This window comes from Paraburkholderia sp. SIMBA_030 (genome assembly GCF_046535245.1).
Lineage (GTDB): Bacteria > Pseudomonadota > Gammaproteobacteria > Burkholderiales > Burkholderiaceae > Paraburkholderia.
In genome coordinates this window covers 239753-263785 of sequence record NZ_JAWRXB010000006.1, presented here as the reverse complement: position 1 = coordinate 263785, position 24033 = coordinate 239753, and the positions used below count along the sequence as shown (strand labels likewise).

Annotated in this window: 21 protein-coding genes and 2 pseudogenes; 10 read left to right on the top strand and 13 right to left on the bottom strand. The window is 61.3% G+C overall.

Annotated features, from left to right (window positions below; translation table 11 throughout):
* Positions 1–71: 71 nt before the first annotated feature.
* Positions 72–728, bottom strand: a complete 657-nt coding sequence (locus tag SB772_RS12685) for an NrsF family protein (RefSeq protein ID WP_410833589.1) — start codon at positions 726–728, stop codon at positions 72–74.
* Positions 725–1384: a sigma-70 family RNA polymerase sigma factor gene (locus tag SB772_RS12680; RefSeq protein ID WP_410833588.1), complete on the bottom strand. Its 660-nt coding sequence runs from the start codon at positions 1382–1384 to the stop codon at positions 725–727. The genes SB772_RS12685 and SB772_RS12680 overlap by 4 nt, the downstream gene beginning before the upstream one ends.
* 160 nt (positions 1385–1544) lie before the next feature.
* Here SB772_RS12680 and SB772_RS12675 point away from each other — a divergent pair, with 160 nt between their 5' ends.
* The 5 genes and pseudogenes from SB772_RS12675 to SB772_RS12655 all read left to right on the top strand — a co-directional run bounded on the left by SB772_RS12675 (position 1545) and on the right by SB772_RS12655 (position 6163).
* Positions 1545–1850, top strand: a complete 306-nt coding sequence (locus SB772_RS12675; protein ID WP_410833715.1) for a DUF2282 domain-containing protein — start codon at positions 1545–1547, stop codon at positions 1848–1850.
* A gap of 14 nt (positions 1851–1864) precedes the next feature.
* Positions 1865–2755 carry a DUF692 domain-containing protein gene (locus tag SB772_RS12670; RefSeq protein WP_410833587.1) on the top strand — a complete coding sequence of 297 codons (891 nt, stop codon included), beginning with the start codon at positions 1865–1867 and terminating at the stop codon, positions 2753–2755.
* Positions 2727–3533: a putative DNA-binding domain-containing protein gene (locus tag SB772_RS12665; protein ID WP_410833586.1), complete on the top strand. Its 807-nt coding sequence runs from the start codon at positions 2727–2729 to the stop codon at positions 3531–3533. The genes SB772_RS12670 and SB772_RS12665 overlap by 29 nt, the downstream gene beginning before the upstream one ends.
* A gap of 54 nt (positions 3534–3587) precedes the next feature.
* The gene (locus tag SB772_RS12660; protein WP_410833714.1) at positions 3588–4001 is read left to right on the top strand and encodes a DoxX family protein; all 414 of its coding nucleotides are present in this window, start codon (positions 3588–3590) and stop codon (positions 3999–4001) included.
* Positions 4002–4247: 246 nt separating this feature from the next.
* A pseudogene (locus SB772_RS12655) lies at positions 4248–6163 on the top strand (SMP-30/gluconolactonase/LRE family protein).
* Positions 6164–6227: 64 nt separating this feature from the next.
* Here the strand turns inward: SB772_RS12655 and iolG are convergent.
* The 10 genes from iolG to SB772_RS12605 all read right to left on the bottom strand — a co-directional run bounded on the left by iolG (position 6228) and on the right by SB772_RS12605 (position 15856).
* A complete protein-coding gene (gene iolG / locus SB772_RS12650) occupies positions 6228–7235 on the bottom strand; it encodes an inositol 2-dehydrogenase (RefSeq protein WP_410833585.1) in 1008 nt (335 codons plus the stop codon).
* Entirely contained in the window at positions 7228–7434 is a 207-nt protein-coding gene (locus SB772_RS12645; RefSeq protein WP_410833725.1) for a hypothetical protein, read from the bottom strand. Before SB772_RS12645 ends, iolG begins: the two co-directional genes overlap by 8 nt.
* A 41-nt stretch (positions 7435–7475) precedes the next feature.
* Complete coding sequence (locus SB772_RS12640; RefSeq protein WP_410833584.1) at positions 7476–8495, bottom strand: ABC transporter permease; 1020 nt, start codon at positions 8493–8495, stop codon at positions 7476–7478.
* Between the two features lie 39 nt (positions 8496–8534).
* Positions 8535–10130 (bottom strand): sugar ABC transporter ATP-binding protein, encoded by a 1596-nt coding sequence (locus SB772_RS12635; RefSeq protein ID WP_410833583.1) that lies wholly within the window; start codon positions 10128–10130, stop codon positions 8535–8537.
* Positions 10131–10191: 61 nt separating this feature from the next.
* Positions 10192–11121, bottom strand: a complete 930-nt coding sequence (locus tag SB772_RS12630) for a sugar ABC transporter substrate-binding protein (protein ID WP_410833582.1) — start codon at positions 11119–11121, stop codon at positions 10192–10194.
* A gap of 127 nt (positions 11122–11248) precedes the next feature.
* Positions 11249–12106: a TIM barrel protein gene (locus tag SB772_RS12625; protein WP_410833581.1), complete on the bottom strand. Its 858-nt coding sequence runs from the start codon at positions 12104–12106 to the stop codon at positions 11249–11251.
* Between the two features lie 43 nt (positions 12107–12149).
* Positions 12150–13160, bottom strand: coding sequence for a xylose isomerase (locus SB772_RS12620; protein ID WP_410833580.1), 1011 nt, complete (start codon positions 13158–13160; stop codon positions 12150–12152).
* A gap of 31 nt (positions 13161–13191) precedes the next feature.
* Positions 13192–14430 (bottom strand): NAD(P)/FAD-dependent oxidoreductase, encoded by a 1239-nt coding sequence (locus SB772_RS12615; RefSeq protein ID WP_410833579.1) that lies wholly within the window; start codon positions 14428–14430, stop codon positions 13192–13194.
* Between the two features lie 2 nt (positions 14431–14432).
* Positions 14433–14762: a non-heme iron oxygenase ferredoxin subunit gene (locus tag SB772_RS12610; protein ID WP_410833578.1), complete on the bottom strand. Its 330-nt coding sequence runs from the start codon at positions 14760–14762 to the stop codon at positions 14433–14435.
* 29 nt (positions 14763–14791) lie between these two features.
* Positions 14792–15856: a fatty acid desaturase gene (locus SB772_RS12605; protein WP_410833577.1), complete on the bottom strand. Its 1065-nt coding sequence runs from the start codon at positions 15854–15856 to the stop codon at positions 14792–14794.
* Between the two features lie 237 nt (positions 15857–16093).
* Here SB772_RS12605 and SB772_RS12600 point away from each other — a divergent pair, with 237 nt between their 5' ends.
* The gene (locus SB772_RS12600) at positions 16094–17164 is read left to right on the top strand and encodes a LacI family DNA-binding transcriptional regulator (protein WP_410833576.1); all 1071 of its coding nucleotides are present in this window, start codon (positions 16094–16096) and stop codon (positions 17162–17164) included.
* A 117-nt stretch (positions 17165–17281) separates the two neighbouring features.
* Here SB772_RS12600 and SB772_RS12595 read toward each other — a convergent pair whose 3' ends face one another.
* Positions 17282–17593 (bottom strand): DUF4148 domain-containing protein, encoded by a 312-nt coding sequence (locus SB772_RS12595; protein WP_410833575.1) that lies wholly within the window; start codon positions 17591–17593, stop codon positions 17282–17284.
* Between the two features lie 383 nt (positions 17594–17976).
* On the opposite strand from SB772_RS12595, the pseudogene SB772_RS12590 reads away from it, so the two are divergent.
* The 4 genes and pseudogenes from SB772_RS12590 to SB772_RS12575 all read left to right on the top strand — a co-directional run.
* Positions 17977–18075: pseudogene (locus SB772_RS12590) on the top strand (DNA-binding response regulator); the annotation flags it as partial.
* Positions 18076–18107: 32 nt separating this feature from the next.
* The gene (locus tag SB772_RS12585; RefSeq protein WP_410833574.1) at positions 18108–19514 is read left to right on the top strand and encodes a heavy metal sensor histidine kinase; all 1407 of its coding nucleotides are present in this window, start codon (positions 18108–18110) and stop codon (positions 19512–19514) included.
* A gap of 116 nt (positions 19515–19630) precedes the next feature.
* Positions 19631–20905: an efflux RND transporter periplasmic adaptor subunit gene (locus SB772_RS12580; RefSeq protein ID WP_410833573.1), complete on the top strand. Its 1275-nt coding sequence runs from the start codon at positions 19631–19633 to the stop codon at positions 20903–20905.
* Positions 20906–20921: 16 nt separating this feature from the next.
* Positions 20922–24026: an efflux RND transporter permease subunit gene (locus SB772_RS12575; protein ID WP_410833572.1), complete on the top strand. Its 3105-nt coding sequence runs from the start codon at positions 20922–20924 to the stop codon at positions 24024–24026.
* Positions 24027–24033: the final 7 nt, after the last annotated feature.

Below are 24033 nucleotides of genomic sequence, written 5' to 3'. Positions count from 1 at the left end.
TAACTTAAAAGATTGCGGATTTCAAGGGGAAAGAAACGCCGCGATAGACCGGCCGTGTGGGTCGCGCCCTGCTATCCCTTCAGTGCCACCCAGCCAAACAGCCGCCGCCCGCCCAAACCGCTAATCGTTAGAAACAGGACCGCCACGCCGAAATTCCACAGCAGGATCATGACCGTGGCATCGATGGGATGAAACAGCGATAGCGCGACCGCTGTCATCGCCGCAACGGCGAGACTGGCCATCATGGCAATCGGCGTGGGAGCGAGGCGTGCGACGTGGCGCAACATGATGAGCATCGTCAGAGAGAGCGGAATGCCGGTCAGCGCCAGTGTCGCGAAACATCGCGCAGTCTCTCCGGGAGACATGCCGTCCGGCCCGATGCTGACCCAGTTTGTCAGGCACCCATAGCCGATCGTGGAAAGCCACACGGCAAGCGCGGGCACAGGCAGCAACAGCCAGCGCGATGACCGGCCGGGCACACTGACAATAAACGAGGCCAGCGCCGCAAGCGCACCGGTGATCAACGCGGCGGCAACGCCGATGACAAATGCGGGCTGATGCAGCTTGAGCATCAGATCCGGTCGAACGCCATGTCCGAGCGCAACGAGGACGAGCATCGACATCGCGAACAGCAGCCAGCAAACGGCCCGGACCGATGGCGGCCCAAGGCGGCGCACCGGCTTCACGTCCGCGACAAGGGAGTCGATCAGACTGGAAGTTGTCCTCATGACTTGATCCCTCGTTTTTCAATCAGCTTGCGCAAATTTTTCATCGCACGATGCGTGGCGACCTTCAGCGAGGCGATCGACGCCCCGGTCGCGGTCGATGCTTCCTTCAAGGACAGTTCCTCCAGCTTGAGCATACGGATCGCATCGCGTTGTCCCGGTGGCAACGCTTCAACGGCTTCATGCAGTGCGCGAGCGTCGGATGCGCGCTCTACCAGATTCGCTTCAGGCATCGCGAAAGTTTCATGGTCGGGATCGAACGGCGTCTCGTGCGCACCAAGACGGCCCTGACGCCGCAAACTGTCGACGATGCGGCGCGCCGCGATGGCCACGAGCCAGGGGCCGAACGGACGCGCCGGGTCATACGTATGCCGCACGGTGTGGATGGTGAGAAGAATGTCCTGAACCGTGTCTTCGACATCATTCCTGTTGTCGATCTTTCTCGCGGCCAAGGTCCTCAAGTACGGCGTGATCGCTTCGAGTAGCAACCGGTAGGCTTCCCGGTCGCCGGCCTGTGACCGGATCATCAGCATGGTCCAGTCGAGGCTGCCATCTGTGCGGCTTGCGGACGTGCCACCCGGCGGATCGGACGCGTCGCCGCCCTGACGGTTTTCGACAAGCGTCAGCGGTGGGCCGGGTCGGTGAGTTCTGGAGCGCATAAACGAATTCTGCACTTTTACGCGGAAGTTTTCGCAACAATAAATTTTTCGATCCGCGTAACTTTTTGCGTTTCGCCGGCGAATCTTCGTGCAGGTTGCAAGTGGGCAACCGCAATCTCCAGGAGAAAGCAAAGTGAGCAAGCAATTGAACAGCCCGTTGATGAGAGTGTCGAGCCTGTCTGCCGCCGTTGGTCTCGCGCTCGCCATTCAGGTCGCGCCGGTGCAGGCACAAACGATGAAGGACATGAGCGCCATGCCACCGGTGGTCAAGGACAACATGGCGCGCATGGAAAAGGAAAAGCTGGAGAAATGCTATGGCGTCAACGCGGTCGCGAAGAACGACTGTGCACAAGGTGCGCATTCCTGCGCGGGCCAGGCAACGCAGGCGCGCGATCCGAAGTCGTTTGTCCTGTTGCCTGCCGGTGACTGCCTGAAGATTCAGGGCGGGAAGCTCCAGGCGAGCTGAGCGGCCGGTGAGCTATGAAATTCGCTGACGCCACGGCGCGCAACGGATGTCGCCCCATTCCCGTGAGTGCGGGTATCGGGCTGCGCTTCGCTCATCATCAAGCGGTGATCGATACGCGGCCTGATGTCCGCTGGTTCGAGGTTCACACCGAAAACTACATGGGAGGCGGTCGCGCGCCGAACTGTCTGGATGCGATTCGCCGCGACTATCCGGTCTCGTTGCACGGCGTCGGGCTCTCTCTCGGGAGCGCGGAAGGACTCGACGCGGCGCACCTTGCCAGGGTGAGAAACGTGGTGGACCGGGTCGAACCCGGCCTCGTGTCCGAACATCTGGCGTGGAGCGTCAGCGGCGGCAACTACCTCGCCGACCTGCTGCCGCTCCCCATGACTGAAGAAGCGTTAAGCGTGGTCTGCCGCCATGTCGACCAGGTGCAGACGTATCTCGGACGGCGCATTCTGGTGGAGAACCCATCGACCTATCTCCGCTTCATCCATTCGACGATTCCGGAGTGGGAATTCCTCGCGCAGGTCGCACAGCGTACAGGTTGCGGCATTCTATGCGACGTCAACAACATCTACGTCAGCGCGAGCAATCATGGATGGGATGCGACCGGGTACCTGCACGCGCTGCCGCCGGGCGCGATCGGCGAAATCCATCTTGCCGGACATAGTGTTCGCGATGCCGGCGACGGGCAAACCATACGCATCGACGACCACGGTTCGCGCGTTTGCCCGGAAGTGTGGGCGCTGTATCGCCTCGCGCTGGAGCGATTCGGACCCGTTCCCACGCTGATCGAATGGGACACCGGTATTCCGCCGCTCGACATACTGATGGACGAGGCCATGAAGGCACGGACCGTACTCGAACGGATAAGCCATGAATCAGCACAGTCCCACGCTGCTTGAACTGCAGCGTTCAATACAGCGCAGCATGCTCGACGGCGTGGATGGCGACGCAACGTCGTGGGTGGCCGGCGACCGCCTGAACAGCGGCATGCGGCTAGGCATTTACCGCAATACATCCGTCAGCGTCATGACAACAGCGCTTCGCCTCGTGTTTCCGGCGGTGCATCGACTGGTTGGAGAGGAATGCTTCGAAGGAGCCAGCAGGCTTTTCGCCGCCCAGGCTCCGCCCCGCAGCGCGTGGCTCGATGAATATGGCTCGGACTTTCCCGCGTTTCTCGCACAATTGCCGCATGCGGTTTCCGTGCCTTATCTCGCGGACGTCGCCCGCCTTGAGTGGCAGGTCAACCTGGTCCTGCACGCTCCCGAGACACCACCGCTCGAACTCGCGCGTCTTACCGCGCTGAGCGAATCACAATTGGCGCAAACGCGTCTTGTACCTCGCCCTGAAGTCCGGCTTATGCGATGTGAATGTCCCGCCGACGCAATCTGGCGCGCAGTGCTCGGTGGCGATGACCGCGCGATGGCGAAGATCGATCTCGCTGACGCTCCGGTGTGCCTGCGAGTGTGGCGGACTGAGAGCGGTCCGGAGGTAGTCAGGCTGAGTGAGAACGAATGGCGCATGCTGGATGCCCTGTTTTCCGGGCAGCCGTTGCATGCAGCCTTGACAGAAGCGCGTGGTGAGCAAACTTATGCATTGCTGGCTGCGTACCTGGCTCACGGCTACTTCAGGGATCTCGCTTGCAACGCAAGCAGCTTCGCACAATCTCCACAGGAATAGATCATGACAGCCGCAAAACAGTCCACCGAGCCGGGATCGGCCGATCGAGGCCGCATGCGCCGTCTTGGCGCATGGCTCGAACGCGTACCCTATGCGCTGCTGGCCATCCCGTTGCGCGTCGCGCTTGCCACGGTCTTCTGGAACTCCGCGATGGTCAAGCTCGCAAACTGGGACGCAGCGCTTGATCTGTTTCGCAACGAATACAATCTGCCGCTGCTTCCCCCCGAACTGGCCGCCTACATGGCCGTTTCGATTGAGCTCAGCACACCGGTGCTGCTGATACTCGGACTCGCGACGCGGCCTGCCGCGCTCGTACTCCTCGGCATGACGACGGTCATCGAAATATTTGTCTACCCTCAGGCGTGGCCGACGCATATCCAGTGGGCGGCGATGTTGCTGGTGTTGCTGTGCCGTGGAGGCGGGACATGGTCAGTGGACTACCTGATCCGCCGAAGATGGGCAACGTAAGTTGAGCATGACGTGCGTCCTCTACACGCTCAAAAGCCGCCGCCATATGCACGGGCGAAAATCTAAAAATCGGATGGCGGCGAAAACATCTTGGGATGCAATGCGCATTGGCTAAATCGGCTATGCGTCATGCATTACCCCAGCATCATATTTAGATTCGAGCAACGATTTGATTGTCGCAATCACCAATGTTTCACACCCTGCGATGTACAGTTTCGAGGAACCATCGTCAGGAGCGCATCACTCATGTTCAAAAAACAAATCGTTGCTGCATTCCTCGGCGCAGTAATCGCAATGATTGCGCCAGTCTGCCAGGCGCAATACACCACTGACTGGCTGGCGAACACATTCGGCACGCTTGCCGCTCACGTGGGTAACACCGCGCGCTCGATGTGGATCGCGCCTGAAGGCGTCATCTATACGGCTTCCATGTGGGACGAATACGAGGGCGGCGTCGCGACATACCAGAACGGCAAGAGCATCGGTTCAATCGGAATTCACAACGAGTTTCAGGGTAGCGCCATTACGGGCAATGCCACTTCGATCTTTGCCGCGTTGCAGTACAGCACCGTTTATGGCAGCGGTTCGGTGGGGCGCTATAACCGGACCACTCAGAAGCGCGATCTCCTCATCCCTGTTAGCACGTGGACCGCGATCAAGCGGGCCGATGTCATCACCGGACTCGCAACGGCCGGCTCGCTCCTCTACGCGAGCGATTTTTTTGGCAATCGCGTCCGGGTCTACACCACCGACGGCGTCTGGCAGCAGGACATCAACGTCTCGAGCCCCGGCGCCCTCGCCGTTGATAGCGCGGGAAATATCTGGGTAGCCCAGAAAAGCGCAGGCGCGATCGTCGAATTCAGTCCGGCCGGCACTCCGTTGAACACCATTCAGATGTCCACGGCCTCGCGACCGTCCGCGCTTATTTCGATGCATCGACCGGGCTGCTCATGGTCGGCGACCAGGGGCCCGACATGAACATCAAGTTCTACAACGTCTCGGGCACGCTGACACTGACAGGCACCTTCGGCATTCAGGGCGGCTATCTCGACACCGCCGCTGGAACCAAAGGCCAGGTTGGCGACAAGCGCTTCACCCGCGTCGTCGGTATCGGCAAAGACACGGCAGGCAACCTCTATGTGCTCAACAACCCGTGGGGCGGAGGTTGGGATCTGGGCCGCGACGGCGGCACCGACATTCACGCGTATGACAGTGCCGGCAACCTGCAGTGGAAGCTTCAGTCTCTCAACTTCGAGGCGGTCGCCGCCCCCGACCCGGCTACCGACGGCGCCTACTTCTATAGCGGCACCAACCTCTATACCGGCACCGCCGGCGGCACCTTCGTCGCGAACACCGTCAATCCGTTCGACTACCCGTCGGATCCACGCCTCAACATGAACGATACCCAGCGCGACGAGCACTTCGGCCAACTCGTCACCGTCGGCGGCAACCGGATTCTCGTGGCGTCCGGCCAGAACCCCGGTATCTTCTACTTCTTCCATTTCAACGCGGCGAATGGCTACATCGCCATACCGGACGCGTCGATTCCGGGTACGGCGTTCAATACGACCCGACCGGTCACGGGCGGATTTTGCATTGACAGCAGGGGAGACGTATGGGCCGGTCTGGACAGGACCAACCACATCTACCACTACCCGCTGACCGGCTTCGACGGCTACGGCAAGCCGACATGGGGACCCGGCATCGCCATCTCCATTCCGCTGAGCATCCGGCCATTGACGCGCATCATCTACCTGGCGGATAGCGACACCATGATCCTCGCCCAGGGCATCGCCGGAAGCTGGGACTGGACGGCGATGCAATCGAGGATCGAGGTGTATCACGGCTGGAGCGCGGGCAACACCACCAGGCCCGCCCCGGTGATCAACCTCACCAGCGCCAATCCCAAGTCGATCACGGCGGCCGGCAACTATCTCTTCGTCGGATACGTGCACACCACGCCCAACATCGACGCCTTCAATCTCACCACGGGCAACCTCGACACCACGCTGAGCAACACGAGTACGGGCACGATGGACGTGGGTAGCGACGTGGATTCGATGTACGGCCTCAGAACGTACCTCAGATCGACCGGCGAATACGTGATCACCAAAGACAACTACAACGGCTCCAGCATCGTTGTTTATCGCTGGACGCCGTGATTGCGTATGCCTGAAAGACGGCCGATGCATTGCCTGCGACGACAATTGCCGCGTCAGAAGGGCGCTACGCTCCTCTCCCAGACTCGACCTGAAGTGTCTCGCCTTTCTTTTGCCACGAAAGCGTAGCGAGTTGAGCCAACTCGAGCGCCTTCACGCCATCATCGATCGTCGTACGCACCGGTGTGCCCGTGGTCAGCGCCTCGACGAAATGCGCCATCTCCGCAGCGTAGGCCTGCCGATAACGCTCGAGAAAGAACGGCTCCGGCACGTCGATCGACACAGCACTCGCCGACCAGCCGGTCACTTCGGTCGGCCGCACATTACCGGCCTGCAGCATGCCCTTGCTGCCGAGCACTTCGAAGCGCTGATCGTAGCCATAGGCAGCTCGCCGCGACGTGTTGATCTTGCAGAGAAGGCCACGTTTGGTGCGGATCGTCAACGCGGTCGAATCGATATCGCCCGCGTCCTGAACAGCCGGATCGGTCAGGCAACTGCCGGTCGCGTGAAGCGATTGCGCCTCGTCGCCCAGAATCCAGCGGAACACATCCAGATCGTGGATCAGCATGTCCTTGAAAATGCCGCCCGAACGCCTGATGTATTCAACGGGTGGCGCACCCGGATCGCGGCTCGTGATAATCAGCATCTCCGGATCGCCGATCTCGCCGCGCTCGATACGCGCCTTGAGCGCCGCGAAGGTCGGATCGAAACGGCGTTGAAACCCGATCATGCAGGTCACGCCATTGCGCGCAAACGCTGCCGCACTCTCACGCGAACGTTCGACCGTCAGGTCCACCGGCTTTTCGCAAAACACCGTTTTCCCTGCGTTCGCCGCCTGGATAATCAGATCCGCATGGGTATTAGTGCTCGACGCGATGACAACGGCGCCGATCGAAGGGTCGCCCAGCGCACCGTCGACGTCCGTCACTTTCGCACCGTGTATCTGCGCGAGCGCCTGTGCCGAAGGCGCATGCATGTCGATCACATACTTGAGCCGCACGCCCGTCTGACGTACAAGGTTTGCTGCATGAATCTTGCCGATGCGGCCGGCTCCGAACAAAGCAATGTCAATCATCGTATTCTCCCGTTTTATGGGTTTCGTCGAAATGAAGCTCTTGCCCGTGGGCGGGAACGGTAAATAGCAGCGGCATCAACAAGCTCGTGACGTCTTCGAGCCGGGCACCGATTTGCTGCGCATAGAGGTCGACAGCGAGGCGGCCCAGGCAGACGATGTCCAGCGGCCGGTCCGCCGCGAAAGAGGTGGATTGGGTCATATGCGATTGCACCGAGATAGATGGCGGATAGTTAGCTTTGCTTAGCGGGCGCGCCGCTTGCGGTATTGGTCGGCGATCACGGCAGCGACGATGATCAGTCCCTTGACGATTTCCTGGATGTACGAATCGATCCCGAGAAAGGTAAAACCGCTCGAAATCACGCCTAGGATCAATGCGCCGATCACCGCTCCGGTGATTCGGCCGACACCGCCGGCCAGGCTCGTGCCGCCGATCACCGCCGCCGCAATGGCGTCGAGTTCGTATGACATGCCCATGCCGGACTGGCTCGTCTGTGCGCGCGCCGAGACGACCACGCCGGCAAGCCCCGTCAACAGACCCGCGATCGTGTAGACGGCCACCAGATTGCGCCCGACGCCGATGCCCGACACGCGCGCAGCCTGCACATTGCCGCCGATCGCGTACAGGCATTTACCGAACCGCGTGTAGCGCAGCACGACGTGGAAGACGAGTGCGGCCAGCAGAAAGATCGCCACCGGTTTCGCGCCGCTGCCGATCGCCGAGTACGCGTCGGTGAACATGCTGATGGGCTGGCCGTGCGTGTAGTAGCGTGCGAGGCCACGCGCCGACACCATCATGCCAAGCGTGACGATGAAAGGCGGCACTCCCGTGCGCACGATCAACGAGCCGTTGATCAGGCCGCAAATGCCACCCGTCAGCACGCCCGCCGCAACCGGCACGAGCACCGGCAGATCGACGAGTCCCGGAAACACCGTGCGCCCGAAACCCGACGTCTGCGCGAGACTGCCCGCAATCATCGCCGACAACGCAACCACGGATCCGGAAGACAGGTCGATGCCGCCCGCAATGATGATCATCGTGACGCCGACAGCAATCAGCCCGATTTCGGACACGCGCAGCACCATGATCAGCAGGCCCTGCGGGTTATAGAGAAACGACTGCCCGCGCTCGATCCAGCCGAGCGCTTCGAAGACTAGCGCGATGCCGAGCAGCACGAGCAGGATGCTGGTCTCCTGCGGCGCGCGCCAGTTGCGTGGAGCAGGACGCTGGATATCCGGAGTGAGGGTCGCTGAGTTACGCATAGTTGTCTCCGCTGTCGATTGGAGTTAGCGCTTTAGCGCTTACTCCGGTCCAAGCAAGATGGTTGTTGCCGTTGCCGCTATTTCAGGCTGCTCGCCGGAGGCGAGCGCCATGATGCTTTCCTGCGTCGCGTTCGCACGAGGCAAAACACCGCCGACGGTGCCCTCGTACATCACCACGATCCGGTCGCTCATACCCATCACTTCAGGCAGTTCAGACGAAATCATGATGATCGCGACACCCTCCCTTGCGAGCTGCGTGATCAGCGTGTGAATCTCCGCCTTCGCGCCGACGTCGACGCCGCGGGTCGGCTCATCGAGGATCAGGATCCTGGGTTTGTTCAGGAGCCAGCGCGCGAGCAACACTTTCTGCTGATTGCCACCGCTCAGATTCTCGATGACTTCGTGCAGGCCGGGCGTCTTGACCTTCAGTTGACGGCACATATCGGCGCACGAGACGTTCACGCGCTTTTGCCGAACGAAGCCCAGCGCGCAATTGCGGCGCAACGCCGAAATCTCCATGTTTTCGCCGACGGAAAGCTGAAGGAACAGCCCCGTTCCCTTGCGGTCCTCAGTGAGAAACGCGACACCCGCGGCGATCGCCTGTTGCGGAGAACGAATCGCCCGGCGTTTGCCATCGAAAAACAACTCGCCTTCGTCGGACGGACACATACCGAAGACCGACTCCATCACCTCGGTGCGCCCGGAACCCATCAACCCCGCCACGCCGAGAATCTCGCCGTAGCGCAGGTCGAAGCTGACATTCGAGAACGCGCCGCGGCGGCCGAGGCTGCGTACGGCGAGCGCCACTTCGCCGATCGCGACCTCCATCTTGGGAAAGACCTGCGTGAGTTCACGGCCCACCATCGCTGCAATCAGCGATTGCTTGTCGAACTCTTTCGCCGTGCGCGTCACAATATGGTGGCCGTCCCGGAAGATCGAAATATCGTCCGCGATCTGAAACACCTCATCCATCTTGTGCGTGATGTAGATGATCGCCTTGCCTTGCACCTTCAGCTCGCTAATGATCCGGAACAGATGTTCGACTTCCTTGTCGGTGATCGCGGAGGTCGGTTCGTCCATGATCAGCAGATCGGAATCGAACGACACAGCCTTGGCGATTTCCACCATCTGGCGGTTCGCGATACTCAGGCTGCCCAGTTGCACCTGCGGATCGATCTCGATGCCGAGTTGCGCGAACAGTTCGTCCGTTTGCCGGTTCAGCGCGCGATGGTCGATCAGACCCAGAAGATTGCTTGGTTCGCGTCCGATCCAGATGTTCTCTGCCACCGTCATGTAGGGCAGCAGATTCAGCTCCTGGTGAATCATCGCGATGCCGCGGTCGAGCGCGTCACGCGGTGACTTCGGCGCAATCGGTTTGCCTTTGAAATGCAGCGAGCCCTCATCGGGGAAATAGACGCCCGCGATGATTTTCATCATCGTCGACTTGCCGGCGCCGTTTTCGCCCATCAGCGCATGCACCCGGCCGGCGTGGATGTCGATCGACACGTCGTCGAGCGCGATCACGCCGGGAAAGGCTTTGCGAATCTTGCGGGCGGCGAAGATCGGCTCGTGCGCCGCCGACGCGGCGACGCGTTCCGGCCAGGCGGCCTGCGCTGCCATGGTGAGATCTGACATAGTGGCACTCCCTCAGTGGATGAAACGGGGCGCGCGCGGCAGCGCCCCGAGGTCATGCGGGCTATTTGTTCAGAAAGCTCTTGTAGTTGTCCGGTGTGACGAGTTGATAAGGAATCCAGTCTTCTTTTGGCACGCTCTTGTCGCCGCCGGCCAGCTTGATGGCGGTATCGACCGCAGTCTTGCCCTGCCCTCGCGCGTCCTGGAACACCGTGACAGCGAGATCGCCCTTGGCCATCGCGTTCAAGGCCTCCTTGGTCGCATCCACTCCGCCGACCAGCACGCTCTTCGGCGAGACGCCAGCCTGTTTCATCGCAATCAACGCGCCGAGCGCCATCTCGTCGTTGTTCGCCGCGATCGCATCGAACTTTTTGCCGGAGCTCAGCCACTGGCTCATCAGGTTGATGCCCTGGCTGCGGTCGAAGTTCGCGGTTTGTTCCTCGGCGATCTTGATGCCCGGATTCTTCGCGACGATATCCTTCACGCCACGCGTACGGTCCCGCGTTGCATCGGTCGACAGCTCACCGAGCATGATGGCGATATTGCCTTTGCCCTTGAGTTGCTTCGCGAGGTAATCCATTTGCAGGTGCCCGGCCACGAGACTGTCCGAGCCGACGAACCAGGCGCCGTTGCCCATCGGCTCATCCGGCTTGCGATTGACGTAGACGATCGGGATACCGGCCTTGCGTGCGGTGTCGGTCATCCGTTTGGTTGCCGCCGCGTCGGCGGGATTGACGATGATCGCCGCCACCCGCTGCGACACGAAGCTCTCAACCTGGCTGACCTGCCGCCCCACGTCGCCTTGCGCATCCTCGAAGTCAAGGTTGATGTCTTTGTGCGCTTTACCTTCGGTCGCCATTGCGTCGCGCACCGTGGTCAGGAAGTTATCGTCGAAGTGCGCCATCGAGACGCCTATCGTCGTGCTTGCCATAGCGGAAATTGGCAGCACTGCCGCGAACGACAGCGCGAACAGGGATCGGGTAAGAAATTTCATTGACATGTCTCCTATCAGTTGATTGAACCAGCGCGGCCTATCGGTCTGATGCCAAGGTCCGCGCGGCAAACTTTCATGCGGCGTTCACGTTTTCCATCTCTTTCTATGCGTGTCGTGAGAACGCTCGCTACGCGGCCTTGCGCACCTGCGCCGACTCGACGCTCGCGCGGATATAGGCGATGCTGTCGCGCAAGCGGCTTTCGATGTCGTCAGCGCCAGCAATTTCCTCGGCGAACGGCTCGAACGACACATGGCCGCGATAGCCGCGCGCAAACAGCGCGTTCAGCTGACGGATGTTGCCGAGCTGATCGTCCGCGCCGACCAGCACACGATGCCCGTCGCGCATCTGGCCGACTGGCAGGTCGCTATCCTCGACGCCCGAAACGTGGATCAAGCCCGTGAGGTCCGGAAAGAAAATGTCTTCGCCCGACAGGTGGTGATGAAACGTGTCGTGTACCAGCCGGAAATGGCGCTCGCCTGCCGCGTCGTAAATTGCCTTGACCGCATCGGATTTACGGCGCACCGCGCATTCCTCGAAGCCGAGCGGTTCGATCAGACCGAGCAGTCCGTGGTCGTCGAGGATCGGCTTCAGTTGCCTTAGCGCATTGACCAGATCGGTGTGACGCTCGCCTGGCGTGCGCTGATCCTGGCGGCTGTTGGTCGGGCACAGGACAATCGCGCGCGCTCCGCAGTCAGCGGCATAGCGCGACAATGCCAGTGCGTCCTTCGCGCGAGTCGCATCGAAGCGTTCAAAGCGTTGCAGCGCATTGATCGACAGGATCGTCAGCCCCGCCGCCGCGCTAAGCGTCTTGATGTCGCCGGCGGGCGTGCCGTCGTTGATCTCGACACCTTCGAGATCGTCGCGGATCTCGATCGCATCGACCGCGAGGCGCTGGCAAAGCGCGGCATAGTCGGCGAACGCCAGCCGCGGTGCGCTCATGCGATTCAGGGAAAATTGCAGCGCGTCATCACTCGTCAATGTCATTTGTGTCTCCAGTTATAGCGAACGAATGGGATGTCTTTCAGGTTCATGCCGTTATGGCGTTTTGTGCGGCGCTCTGCTCCAGCCACGTGTCGCGCAGCCATGCGGCGCAGGCAACGTTGTTCTCGAAGATCGAATACCCGGCACCGCCGCCGTAGTCGGCAAACGGGATGAACTCGCAACTGATGTGCTGCGGCGTGGAAACGCTGCCCTGTACGCGTGCGTCGAGCAGATGCCGTACCGCGTTCTTCCACGGCAGGAGCGCCGCCTCATCCCAACTACCGTCCCATTGATCCGCCGCGGGACGCACGAACGGGTATTGAATGCCGCGGCCTGGTCTGCCGTCGGGGCGACGCATGCGGGAATTGCGCGGGTTGTTCGGTATGACACTGCGGGCGTGGGCGTGATGAACCCAGCCGCGCGCGATCCACTGTTTGAAGATCGCATCGGGTGACTCGGGATCGAGCACGATCTCGCCCGTCTCGACCCGCGCACGAATCCGCGATGCATCGAGTTCTTCCTCATTGCCGATCTTGAAGATCAGATGCGAATGATCGAGCGTGAGGCGCAGTGCAATGCCGTCGCGCGCCAACAGTTCGCCCACCCGTTCGACGCGGGTGAAATCTTCGTTCCACATGTCGACGTGCACTTCGAGGCTCGGCAGGCAGCCAGCTGGGGTGGCCCATTCGCATGCCTGCCCGTAGAACCGCGCGACCTCGGCATCGGTGAGACGATGTCCGTCGGCATGATTCGCGTAGAGCTGGCAATTCAGCACCTTCGAGCCGAAGCGCCGCGCCCACTCGATCACGTGCCGCAGATGCGCTTCATCGCGGCCCGCGCAAAAGATGCCACCGATCACGCGAACCGGCAACGCGTAGCGCTCGCTCAACTCGACGTAGCGCGCGAGTGCAACGCCTTCGGGCGGATTCATCTCGACATAGTCGAACACGCCGGCATCGGCGATCATCCGGAATTGCGTTGCGGCGCCGACGGGCGGCATGTCATCGCGATGACGCACGCCGTCGATATTGACGCCGATGTGAAGAGTGGGATTCATGGTTTCTTCGTATTGGAGCGATGAGTTCTGCTCAGGCCGCTTCGGCGACAAGCAGCGACTTGAGCTTCACTGACGGATCCGCGAGCTCCTCGGCGGAGACTCGGGCCTGGCGGCCGATCAGCATCTGCGCAATCCGGATATCGCGGCCGACCGCCCGGCCGACGCCGCTTGCCGCGATCAGCGATCCGTCCGCCGACAGATGAAACAGCAACAACGCATCGACCGTTTCACGCACGACGGTCTCACGGCCGAATGCGGGAAGCCCCGCGATCTGAATCGACAACTCATACTGATCGGACCAGAACCATGGCACTTCGCGGTAACGAAGGTCTTCGCCGAGCATGTTGCGCGCGGCAATGCGGCCTTGATCCTCGGCGTTCTTCCAGCATTCGAGGCGCACGCGGCAGCCATACAACGGGTGCGGGAACAAGCAGGCATCGCCCGCGGCGAAGATGACAGAATCGCTGGTGCACAGATGGTCGTCGACCACGATACCGTCCGCGACGTCGAGTCCCGCTGCCTGCACTAACGCCGTACGGGGCGCAGCGCCGATGCCGACCACAACCGTGTCGCAGCGGATGATTTCTCCGTCGGCGAGACGGACCTCTTCAGCGGCACTCGCCCCGGCGATGGCAGCCAATTGCGCACCAAAGCGGAACCGCACACCGGCGTCCCGGTGCCGCGCTTCGATACGTGCAGCGATTTCTCGCGGCACAGCGCGCATCAGCAGACGCTCGCCGGCTTCGATGACCGTGACACTGCATCCGGCAGCGATAGCACCTGCTGCCACTTCGAGTCCGATAAAGCCGCCACCGATGATCGCAACGTGTTGTCCGCGATGGAGCCGCGCGGCGAGATGGCGGGCATCGTCGACAGTGCGCAGCGTGACCACGCCAGGCAATTCCGACCCGGGCACGCTCAACATTCTGGGCGACGCGCCGGTCGCGATCAGCAGCCGGCTATAGCCGATGCGCTCACCGTTATCGAGGACAACTGCGCGGGCCGCGCGATCGATTTCCACCGCACAGGCTGCAAGCTTCAGGTCGATCGCATGATCGGCAAAGAAGGTGTCGCCGAATAACGCACAATCGTCGGGTGATTTTTCCTTGAGCAGCACCGCCTTGGAGAGGGGCGGCCGGTCGTAGGGTGCATGCGGTTCACCGGCGATGAGCGTAATCGGGCCGTTAAAGCCCGCCTCGCGCAGTTCGGCGCTGGCGCGGGCGCCAGCCAGGCCAGCTCCGACGATAACCATGTGTGCGTCGCTTGCCATGATCACTCCGCCGTCGGCACGCCGATCAGGACCGCATCGCCTTCGATACGTACCGGATGCGTTTTCAGCTGTTGACAGACCGGCGCGCAAAGCGGCTTGCCACTTGCAATATCGAAGCGCCCCTGATGCCGCGGACATTCAATCGCGTTACCCAATACGAAGCCGTCCGCAAGATGGGCTTTCTCGTGCGTACACCAGCCGTCGGACGCGTAGAACTTGCCGTCGACGCGATAGACGGCGAAAGTTGCGTCGCCACGATCGAAACGCACGACGTCTTCTTCATCGATGTCGCCGGTCTGGCAGGCGACGACCCATTCACGTTGATCCAACATGTCAGATACTCCCTGTTCCCGACGTTTTTTCAGGTTGCCGAGCGCATCGGCTCGCGACGCGGGACATGGCGACGAATAAAGTGAGAGCGATCGCGTCTCTGGCGGATCAAGGTCGGAATCATCTCCCTGTAGACCGACCAGAGGCCCGGGTACGCAGGCGGCGTCTCCGCCTTGATCGCTTCGTGCAGTTTCGGCAGCGCGTGATACGGCACCATCGGCAGCAGGTGATGTTCAATGTGGTACTGCATATTCATATAGAGGAACGCGAACACCGGATTGATGTGGACCGTGCGCGTGTTGAGCCGATGATCGGCAACGTTCATGGCCATGCCGGCGTGTTGCGTGAGGCCGAGCGTCTGGTGGAACCAGCCACAGTAAAAGCGCGGCGTCCAGACGAACATCAACGGCAGAACGCTTTGGATCGCAAAGCACCAGCCGATTACCGCTGCCATGATGACGACGTAGAAGCGGCTGATCCAGATCATCTTCCGGCGCTCCATCGCCGGTACAAAGTCGGCGACTTCCGGGCTGATCGACCCGCATGCATGACGCACGGTCTTAACGATCTCGCTGGTGCCGCCGATCAGGTAGAAGAAATCCAGCAGGATGGTGACGAGTTGCGGCGGGCGGCATACCTGAATCTCGGGATCGCGTCCCACCATGATCGTATGCGTGTGATGCCGCGCGTGACTCCAGCGCCAGAGCGTCGCCTCGCGGATCGTCATGAACGAACAAAGCTGGTAGAAGGCCTGGTTCATCCAAGGCGTCTTGAACGGCGTGCCGTGCGCAAGCTCATGCCAACGTGCGTCGCTCGAACAGTAGATCGTGCCGTAGACGAAAAACGCCGGAATCGCCCACCACGTGCCCCATGCATAAAACGCCGCCACCCCTGAGGCGAGCAGCAATGCGATCCACAGGCCGAAATTCTTCAGGCCTTCAGCGTCGCTGCGCGTCATCAGTTGCTTGAGTGTCTGGCGTGGGATGTCGGGGCGGTACCAGCTCTCTTCGATAGGTGCGGCGGATGCGTCACGCCCGGTGACACCGGTGTTTGCGAGGCTGCCCGTGCATGGCATGTTCAGAGGTGAGTTCGACACCTGCGTCTCCTTTCTTTTTCAGATCGGCTTCTCCCGGCTGTCCCGAAGGTCACGAGCGCGGCAAAGCGATGACTGCAAGATAAGAGACCGCCGACCTCCTCTCAACGAAAAGATTGACGTTTTTTCGTCAATCCCCTAGCGTTAAAAGAGCACGGAACAATGCTGCACCGCGCCATCGACGCGAGCGCGGCACAAACAATACAGAACAAAACAGACAAGTGAACCGGAGACAACGACATGACCGACGCCACCCCGCCGTCACGGCGCAAGCGCACGGCGCGCTTTATCGAAATCGCGGAAGCGGCGGGCGTGAGTCCGGCCACCGTCGACCGGGTACTCAATGAACGCGGCAGCGTGTCGGCTGCGACCCGCGCGCGCGTCGTCGCGGCGGCCCGGCAGCTCGCCGTGCCGCGCATCCTGCCGGATACGCGGCACGGACTGATGCATGTGGACGTGCTCCTGCCGCAAAACAGCACGCCTTTCTTTGGCCGTCTGAATCTCGCCCTGCAACGCTCGATGCAAATGCTGGACAAACGGGTCGTCATGCACCGATCGGTCCTTCCCGAAGCCGATGACGACGTGATTACCGACGCCATCCTTCATCCGCGCTACAAGCGATCGGGTTTGATCGTGACGACTCACGACACGCCGCGCGTGCGCGATGCATTGCGCACGGTGATCGAACGCGGCGAACCGGTCGTCACGATGGTCACCGACGTTCGCGACGTGGCGCGCCTGCACTACGCGGGCATCGACAACCTGTGTGCCGGACGCACTGCGGGCTACTTCGTCGGCCGGCTTGCCAGACGGTCTGGACGGGTGCTGCTGCTGTGCAGCCGCAAGGACTATCGCGCACATATCGAGCGGATCGGCGGTTGCAGGGCACAGCTTGCGGAATCGTTCCCTGAACTCGTCTGCGATAGCGTGGAAGTGGAAACCCAGGATGACCCGGACAGGTGTTATCGCGCCGTGCTCAGCGCACTGAAGCGGAACGATCTGGTGGGCATCTACAACAGCGGGTATGGCTCACCCGGAATCGAGGCCGCGTTACGCAAGTTCGGTGCTACCGGGCAGGTCGTTTGGGTGAGCCATGAAATGCTGGACTTGCATCGCAAATGCATCGAGGAACAAACGATGGACATCGCGATTGACCAGGACCCGGACGGACAGGTGATATCCGCACTGCAGCATGTGCTGCATGCGTGCGGGGTGGTCGAGGATGCGCCCCCGCCGGGACCGGTGGAATTCCGGATTTTCTGCCCGGCTAATGTGCGGCGCACGGCATATCTTCCTTCGCTTCCGGATTGACGACGTCGACGGCAGGATCAGAACTTGTGGCGAATCTAATCAAACCGATTGACATAGGCCACCCAAAAAAGACAGGCGTTAGCAGCCGATGGTCACCGCGCGCACTGATGATCAGTATCAGTGATGGGAGTAGATCGAGTGGGCGCCCATGCTCGTCGTGGGCGCACTCACCTGCGAAGAGCCGTTCGACACACCACCCACATCAGTGTTGCCCGATGCCGTGACGCCCTGCGCGTTGAGGTGGGCCTCTGCCGTCTGGATATCAGCCGGATAATTCAGTTTGCTCGGCCGGTAGCCGGCCTGTTCCAACCTGATCAGGTCCGCCTGTACGTCCGTACGCGTGACTGGCGCACTCGCGTCCTGAGCGAAGGAGACGGCCGGGAGTGCGAGCAGCCCAGTAATCAGGGCAGCATAAAAATACGACTTCATCGTGGATTACCTCATAAATGTGGATTTGGTGGGCTTCGATCGGTGATCGAAACCGCTGATCTCCTTCCTCGCCGCAACGGGAGTAAGCAACAGTTATTTTGCATAACGAAGGTGGACGTGTCCTGACGCTCGCATTACATCGACGTCATGTTTGGCTTTGCGTACCAGACGTGACCGGATAGGTGTCCCGATTCATGACTTTTTTGTCATTTCCCGTCCATTTTTGACGCAAGGATGTCTTTCTATAATTATCTATCTGCCGTTTCGAAGAGCACTGCCGAGGCAATGCCGAGAGAGTTGCCAGTATTGGCATTTGACCTGGTAATCCTTGCCGCAGCTATCTGCATTGGATGCACGACTTGCTGCGCGAAAGGGTTTTCATCATGCGTATCCTGATCGTCGAGGACGAACCGAAGATGGCCTCGTACCTTCGCAAAGGCCTAATGGAGGCAAGCATCATCGTCGATGTATCTACCGATGGCAATGGCATGGGCTATGTGATGGAAGAGCGACCATGACTGCCGCGGACGGAGCGTATTCGCTGCTCAGGCGTCTGAGTCTCGCTTTTACAATCGTCGCCATCGTGGTGCTCTCGATGGCCGGCGGCCTCCTCTATCATTCGCTCTCCGGCCAACTCAGGCAGCGCGACGACAGCGAGATTTCGGTCAAGCTCGACGAGTTTCTGGCAACAGCTCGCAGATACGGCTCGGCGGAGGCGATTGGCAGCAATAGCGACCTGTTTCGAGAGGAATTACTCACGCATCCCGCAATCTCGTTCGCCATACTGGATGGTCAAGGAAGGGTATTGGCCGACTCGGGCCGGCGGGACCAGCGCTTGCGGTCGATTGGGTCGGGCAATCCGGCAGAACAACAGCCCTATTCGTGCTCTCCCCCGTCCATCGGGCCTTCGCGCTGCGTATTCGGCGACGAAACGTTGCGTTCAGGTGAATCGATACGCGTGCTGCTCGCACATGAGGCGGCGACGCGCTACGCCGTCCTTCGCGAGTATCAAGGCGATGTATGGCTCGTACTCCTCGGCGGTTCCGCGCTGATGGGTCTACTTGGCTACGCCATCGCAAAGCGGGGATTGTCGCCGGTCAAAATCATCGGCCAAAGAATTTCGCGCATCGAAGCCCACAATCTTGGCGAGCGCCTGGATATACGGGTTGGTCCCGTCGAACTCCATGACATCGCGGGTCCGGTGAACCGGATGCTCGACAGGCTTCAACGTGCATTTGCGCGACTCTCGCAGTTCTCGTCCGATCTGGCGCACGATATGCGCACGCCGCTCGCCAACATGATCAGCGCATCGGAAATCACGCTTTCGCGTCAGCGATCCACCGAGGAATACGAAGCGCTTATCGACTCGAACATCGAAGAATGCCAGCGCCTTCAACGGATGATCGAGACCATGCTGTTCCTCTCGCGAGCGGACCACTCAAAGGAACCGCTTCGGCTGGACGTACTCGATTGCCATGAAGAGTTCGCAAGGCTCACCTCGTACTTTGAAGGCGTGGCCGAAAACAAGGGCGTCCATTTCTCCATCGACGGCCCAATCCAGGTTCGCGCCGATCCGTCGATGCTTCGACGCGCCATCAGCAACCTGGTATCGAACGCGCTTGCGCATGCCGACGCCGCATCGGAGATTGCGCTGCGCGCCTACCGCTCTGGCGAGTACGTCGCCGTTGAAGTCACGAACAACGGCCAAACCATCCCGCCGGAGCATATTGGCAAGATCTTCGACCGTTTTTATCGTATCAATTCTGCGCGGCAAGGGTCGGCGAAGAACATGGGGCTGGGCCTCGCCATCGTACGATCGATCATGGAGTTGCATCGTGGCCGAGTCGACGTCGTGAGCCGCACCGGCTTGACGACCTTCACGCTTTACTTCCCTTCCGTTTTCCCAAGATGTCCGAAATGACATCTCCCCGCCACATCGTAATCAGACGCGCAACACGACAATACGCTCTCCAGCACTGAGGGAAGCCGTCGCCATACCTCAGAGTCCCAACGTTTGTTCAACCATCGAGAGCTTTCGTGAACATTCGCTATCGCAAGCGTCTGCAGTGGTCTGTCGGGGGAGCGGGCATTCTCGTTCTTTGTGGCGCCTTGTTTTCCCTTCACTCGCGACCTTCCCCCGCGGCTACCGAGTCGGCGCTGCCAGCTACGGCAGTCGATCGGGCGCCACCGCTGCCCAATACCGTGGACCTGTCGCCCGAGGCGCTCGCGAACGTCAAATTGCAGTTCGCGAAAACGGAGCTTCGGCCCGGTGTGCATACGATTGCCGCTACCGGCGTTGTCGCATTCAACGCGAAGCGGCTCGCGCAGCTAGGCTCTCCTTCAAAGGCAAGGATCGTTGCTGTCGATGTCGCCGCGGGCGACCATGTACGCGCGGGGCAACGGCTCGCCACGCTGGACGAGTTCGACTTGAGCGACGTGCGTAGTCAGGTCGCAAGTGCGTCCGCCGCGGTGGCGGACGCGAAGGCTGCAGCCGATGCGGCCAATGCAGCACTGCAGCGCGGCACCGAGCTCGTCACCGGAGGGGGTATCGCGCAGAGCGAGCTCGACCGCCGCCGCGCCGGTGCGGTCAATGCACAGGCCATGCTGAAGTCGCGGCAAGCAGACCTGCAGAAGTGGCAGGGCATGCAACAGCGCCTGATGCCGATCGGTGCCTCGGCGAGTCGAAGCAATGGAACGGCCACGCTAGCCCGACAGAGCCCGGGCGATTCGCTGGGTGCGCTTGTCGCGCCGTTCGACGGTGTCATCAGCAGCGTGGGCACGGCCGCAGGCAACATCGTCGACACGTCGTCGCCGATTGTGACGCTGGCCGATCTTTCGACAATGTGGGTGCAAGTCAACGTCCCTGAGCGCGACGCCATAGAAGTCCGCCCCGGTCAGTCGGTGCTTGTCCACATCGATGCGTATAGCAATCGACAGTTCGCCGGCCGCGTCATCGATGTTGCCGACCAGGTCGATACCAACACCGGCACGGTAGCAGTGCGCTGCGAGGTGCCTAACGGCGATGGCGCACTCCGCGCAAATATGTTCGGCACGGTCGATATCCAGGCGTCGCTCGGTCGGGACACGATGCTCGTGCCCGACACGGCGCTCCAGGATGTGAATGGACAGACCGCCGTATTCATCCCTTCCGGCAACGGCCGTTTTACGTGGCGCGCCGTTCGCACAGGCTATGCCGCCGACGGCATGACACAGATTCTCAGTGGCCTGTCGGCCGGCACGTCCGTCGTCGCCGACGGCAGCTACTGGCTGAAGGCCGCGCTCATGAAGGGCACCATTCCCGACGAAGGCTAATCCGCGAGCGCATGCCATGATTACCAAACTTGTCGAGGCGGCACTGCGAAATCGCGCCGCCGTGTTAATTCTTGTTGCCGTCCTGATTGTAGCCGGGCTATACAGCATGCAACGGTTGCCTTTCGACGCGGAGCCGGACATCTCGCCGCAGCAGGTGCTGGTGACGACCCAGGCGCCCGGGCTCGCGCCAGTCGATGTCGAGCGCTCGATTACCGCGCCTGTCGAGCTCGCGCTGCAGGGCTTGCCGGGCATGCAGAGCCTGCGCTCGATCTCGCGTTACGGTCTCTCCGTGATTTACGTGCGATTCGCCGACGATACGAACCTGTACCTCGACCGAAATCTGATCGGTGAGCGGTTGCAGACGATACAGCTTCCACCCGGCACCAGCGCGCCGCAGATGGGGCCGCTATCGGATGGCCTTAGCGAGATCTATCAGTTTCAGGTGCGTGGCCACGGACAGTCGCTGATGACGTTGCGCACACTGCTCGACTGGCAGATTGCACCGAAGCTGCGCCAGGTGGAAGGCGTGGTCGACGTGAATGTGAACGGCGGTTTTCTGAAGACGTACGAAGTTCAGGTCGACGACAATGCGCTCACGCGTTACGGCCTGTCGATCGGCGACATCTTCAATGCCGTGCAGATGAACAACGGCGCAACCGGCGGCGCGACAATCGAGCACAACGGCGGAGAATCGATCATCCGCGGCGAGGGGTTGCTGCGTAACACGACCGACATCGGCAACATCGTGTTGCGCACCACTGCGGGCGGCACACCGCTTTACGTGCGCGACGTGGCGCATGTCGGCGAAGCGCCCATGCCTCGACTCGGCGCGGTCACGCGTGACGGCAAAGGCGAAGCCGTCGTCGGCGTCGTGCTGATGGGCATCGGGCAAAACACGCGGGTCGTCGCACAGCGCGTGCAGGACGCAATCAAGGAGATCAACCGGACGCTGCCGCCCGGCGTGGAGGTTGCGCCCTACTACAACCGTGCGGACCTGATGGACCGGGTGCTGCATACGGTCGCTCACAACATGGTCGAAGGTGCCGTGCTCGTCATCGCGGTGCTGCTTTTGCTGCTCGGGAATGCGCGTGCAGGGCTGATCGTCGCAATGGCGATTCCGCTGTCGATGCTCGTCGCCGTCATCGCCATGTACGCTTCGGGAATGTCGGGCAATCTGATGAGTCTCGGCGCGATCGATTTCGGCCTGCTTGTCGACGGCGCGGTGGTGATGATCGAAAACGTCGTGCGGCGGCGTTCCGAAGCGCCCAATCAGCCGTTGCGCCCGCTCGTGCTGGAGGCAGCGAAAGAAGTGTCCCGGCCGGTGACGTTCGCGGTCCTCATCATCACGGCCGTCTACCTTCCGATACTGAGCCTTCAGGGTATCGAAGGCAAAATGTTCCGGCCGATGGCGATGACCGTTATCTTCGCGCTACTCGCGTCGCTCGTCCTCACGCTGACGGTCATGCCAGTGCTCGCTAGCCTGTTGCTGCGCGGCAAGGTCGCAGAGCGTGAGAGCCGCATCCTTCACTGGGTACGCCTGCACTATGAGCCGATTCTCGCGCGTGGCGCGCAACAGCCTGCGCTGACGATGGGGCTCGCCGTCGTGTTGCTCGCGGTCGCGGCCTTCGCCGCCACGAGGCTGGGCGCTGAATTTTTGCCGCGTCTGGACGAAGGGGCGCTGACCGTCACGACGACGAAGCTGCCCGGCATATCCGTGCCGTCCGCGGTCCAGGCGCAAACCATGATCGAACGCACCCTGATGCGATTTCCTGAAGTGCAGTCCGCGGTCACGCTCGGCGGCAGCTCGGAGATTCCGACCGACCCGATGGGCGTGGAGCAAAGCGACACCTTCATCATGCTGAAGCCACAGTCCGAGTGGAAGACGGCGCAAACCCAGGACGGGCTCGTCACCGAGTACTCCGCGGCGCTGGACCGTGCCGTCCCAGGCCTGACGCTCGATTGGGCGCAACCGATCCAGATGCGCATGGACGACATGATCGCGGGCGTCCAGGCCGATGTTGCCGTGCAGATTCATGGCAACGATCTGCAAACGCTGCACGATACCGCCGAGCGGGTCGCGGCCGTGATCTCGCGGGTGCCGGGTGCGGCAGACGTCGAGGCGCAGCAGACGATTGGCCAGCCTTATCTGCGTGTCATCGTCAAGCGCGACGCGGTGGCCCGGTACGGGCTGAATGCGAGCCAGGTGCTCGATCTCGTCCAGTCGCTGGGCGGCCGCAATGTCGGGACGATTGTCGACGGTGAAGGCCAGTTCAGCATCCGGGTTCGCATGCAGTCGCAGGATCGCGACGACGTGGCGCGAATCGGTGCGCTACGCATCAGCAATGGCGATGGCCGTGCCGTGCCGCTGTCGGAGGTGGCAGACGTTCGCATGGAGCCGGGACCGTCGACCATCGAGCGCGAGGAAGGCAGGCGCGTCATCCTCGTTCAGGCCAACGTGCGCGGACGCGACCTCGCCAGCTTCGTCCGCGCTGCACAACATGCGGTCGAGACGCAAGTCAAGTTCCCGCCTGGGTACACCGTGTCATGGGGTGGCAGCTTCAAGAACCTGCAGGACGCGATGGCGCGCCTTTATGTCGTGGTGCCCATCTCGCTTGTCGTGATCTTTGCGCTGCTCTACCTGATGTTCGGCAATGCCGGCCTTGCGGCGCTCATCTTCTGCAACGTGCCGTTTGCAGCGATCGGCGGCATTTTCGCCCTCTGGATACGAGGGCTGCCGTTCAGTATTTCCGCTGCGGTCGGCTTTATCGCGCTCTTCGGTATTGCCGTGCTCAACGGCGTCGTGCTCGTCAGCAGCATCGTTGAGATGCGAGCTCGCGGTCTGAGTGCCGTCGAGGCTGCGAAACACGCTGCCGCGACCCGACTGCGGCCCGTCCTCATGACGGCCACCGTAGCCAGCCTCGGCTTCCTGCCCATGGCCTTCTCGATGAGCTCCGGGGCAGAAGTTCAGCGTCCACTTGCGACAGTCGTGATTGGCGGCCTCGTGTCGGCGACCTTACTGACACTGCTGGTTTTGCCAGCCGTTTATCCCTGGTTCGATCGCCGCAAAAGCACGGCGCGTCTTGCGCACGTCCCCGAGCGCGAAACGGAATTCGCAGAATGATGGAAGG

Excerpts from the sequence above, each read along its gene's own strand:
- SB772_RS12685 (WP_410833589.1), bottom strand. The coding sequence starts at position 728 with ATGAGGACAACTTCCAGTCTGATCGACTCCCTTGTCGCGGACGTGAAG.
- SB772_RS12680 (WP_410833588.1), bottom strand. The coding sequence starts at position 1,384 with ATGCGCTCCAGAACTCACCGACCCGGCCCACCGCTGACGCTTGTCGAA.
- SB772_RS12675 (WP_410833715.1), top strand. The coding sequence starts at position 1,545 with ATGAGAGTGTCGAGCCTGTCTGCCGCCGTTGGTCTCGCGCTCGCCATT.
- SB772_RS12670 (WP_410833587.1), top strand. The coding sequence starts at position 1,865 with ATGAAATTCGCTGACGCCACGGCGCGCAACGGATGTCGCCCCATTCCC.
- SB772_RS12665 (WP_410833586.1), top strand. The coding sequence starts at position 2,727 with ATGAATCAGCACAGTCCCACGCTGCTTGAACTGCAGCGTTCAATACAG.
- SB772_RS12660 (WP_410833714.1), top strand. The coding sequence starts at position 3,588 with ATGCGCCGTCTTGGCGCATGGCTCGAACGCGTACCCTATGCGCTGCTG.
- iolG (WP_410833585.1), bottom strand. The coding sequence starts at position 7,235 with ATGATTGACATTGCTTTGTTCGGAGCCGGCCGCATCGGCAAGATTCAT.
- SB772_RS12645 (WP_410833725.1), bottom strand. The coding sequence starts at position 7,434 with ATGACCCAATCCACCTCTTTCGCGGCGGACCGGCCGCTGGACATCGTC.
- SB772_RS12640 (WP_410833584.1), bottom strand. The coding sequence starts at position 8,495 with ATGCGTAACTCAGCGACCCTCACTCCGGATATCCAGCGTCCTGCTCCA.
- SB772_RS12635 (WP_410833583.1), bottom strand. The coding sequence starts at position 10,130 with ATGTCAGATCTCACCATGGCAGCGCAGGCCGCCTGGCCGGAACGCGTC.
- SB772_RS12630 (WP_410833582.1), bottom strand. The coding sequence starts at position 11,121 with ATGAAATTTCTTACCCGATCCCTGTTCGCGCTGTCGTTCGCGGCAGTG.
- SB772_RS12625 (WP_410833581.1), bottom strand. The coding sequence starts at position 12,106 with ATGACATTGACGAGTGATGACGCGCTGCAATTTTCCCTGAATCGCATG.
- SB772_RS12620 (WP_410833580.1), bottom strand. The coding sequence starts at position 13,160 with ATGAATCCCACTCTTCACATCGGCGTCAATATCGACGGCGTGCGTCAT.
- SB772_RS12615 (WP_410833579.1), bottom strand. The coding sequence starts at position 14,430 with ATGGCAAGCGACGCACACATGGTTATCGTCGGAGCTGGCCTGGCTGGC.
- SB772_RS12610 (WP_410833578.1), bottom strand. The coding sequence starts at position 14,762 with ATGTTGGATCAACGTGAATGGGTCGTCGCCTGCCAGACCGGCGACATC.
- SB772_RS12600 (WP_410833576.1), top strand. The coding sequence starts at position 16,094 with ATGACCGACGCCACCCCGCCGTCACGGCGCAAGCGCACGGCGCGCTTT.
- SB772_RS12595 (WP_410833575.1), bottom strand. The coding sequence starts at position 17,593 with ATGAAGTCGTATTTTTATGCTGCCCTGATTACTGGGCTGCTCGCACTC.
- SB772_RS12585 (WP_410833574.1), top strand. The coding sequence starts at position 18,108 with ATGACTGCCGCGGACGGAGCGTATTCGCTGCTCAGGCGTCTGAGTCTC.
- SB772_RS12575 (WP_410833572.1), top strand. The coding sequence starts at position 20,922 with ATGATTACCAAACTTGTCGAGGCGGCACTGCGAAATCGCGCCGCCGTG.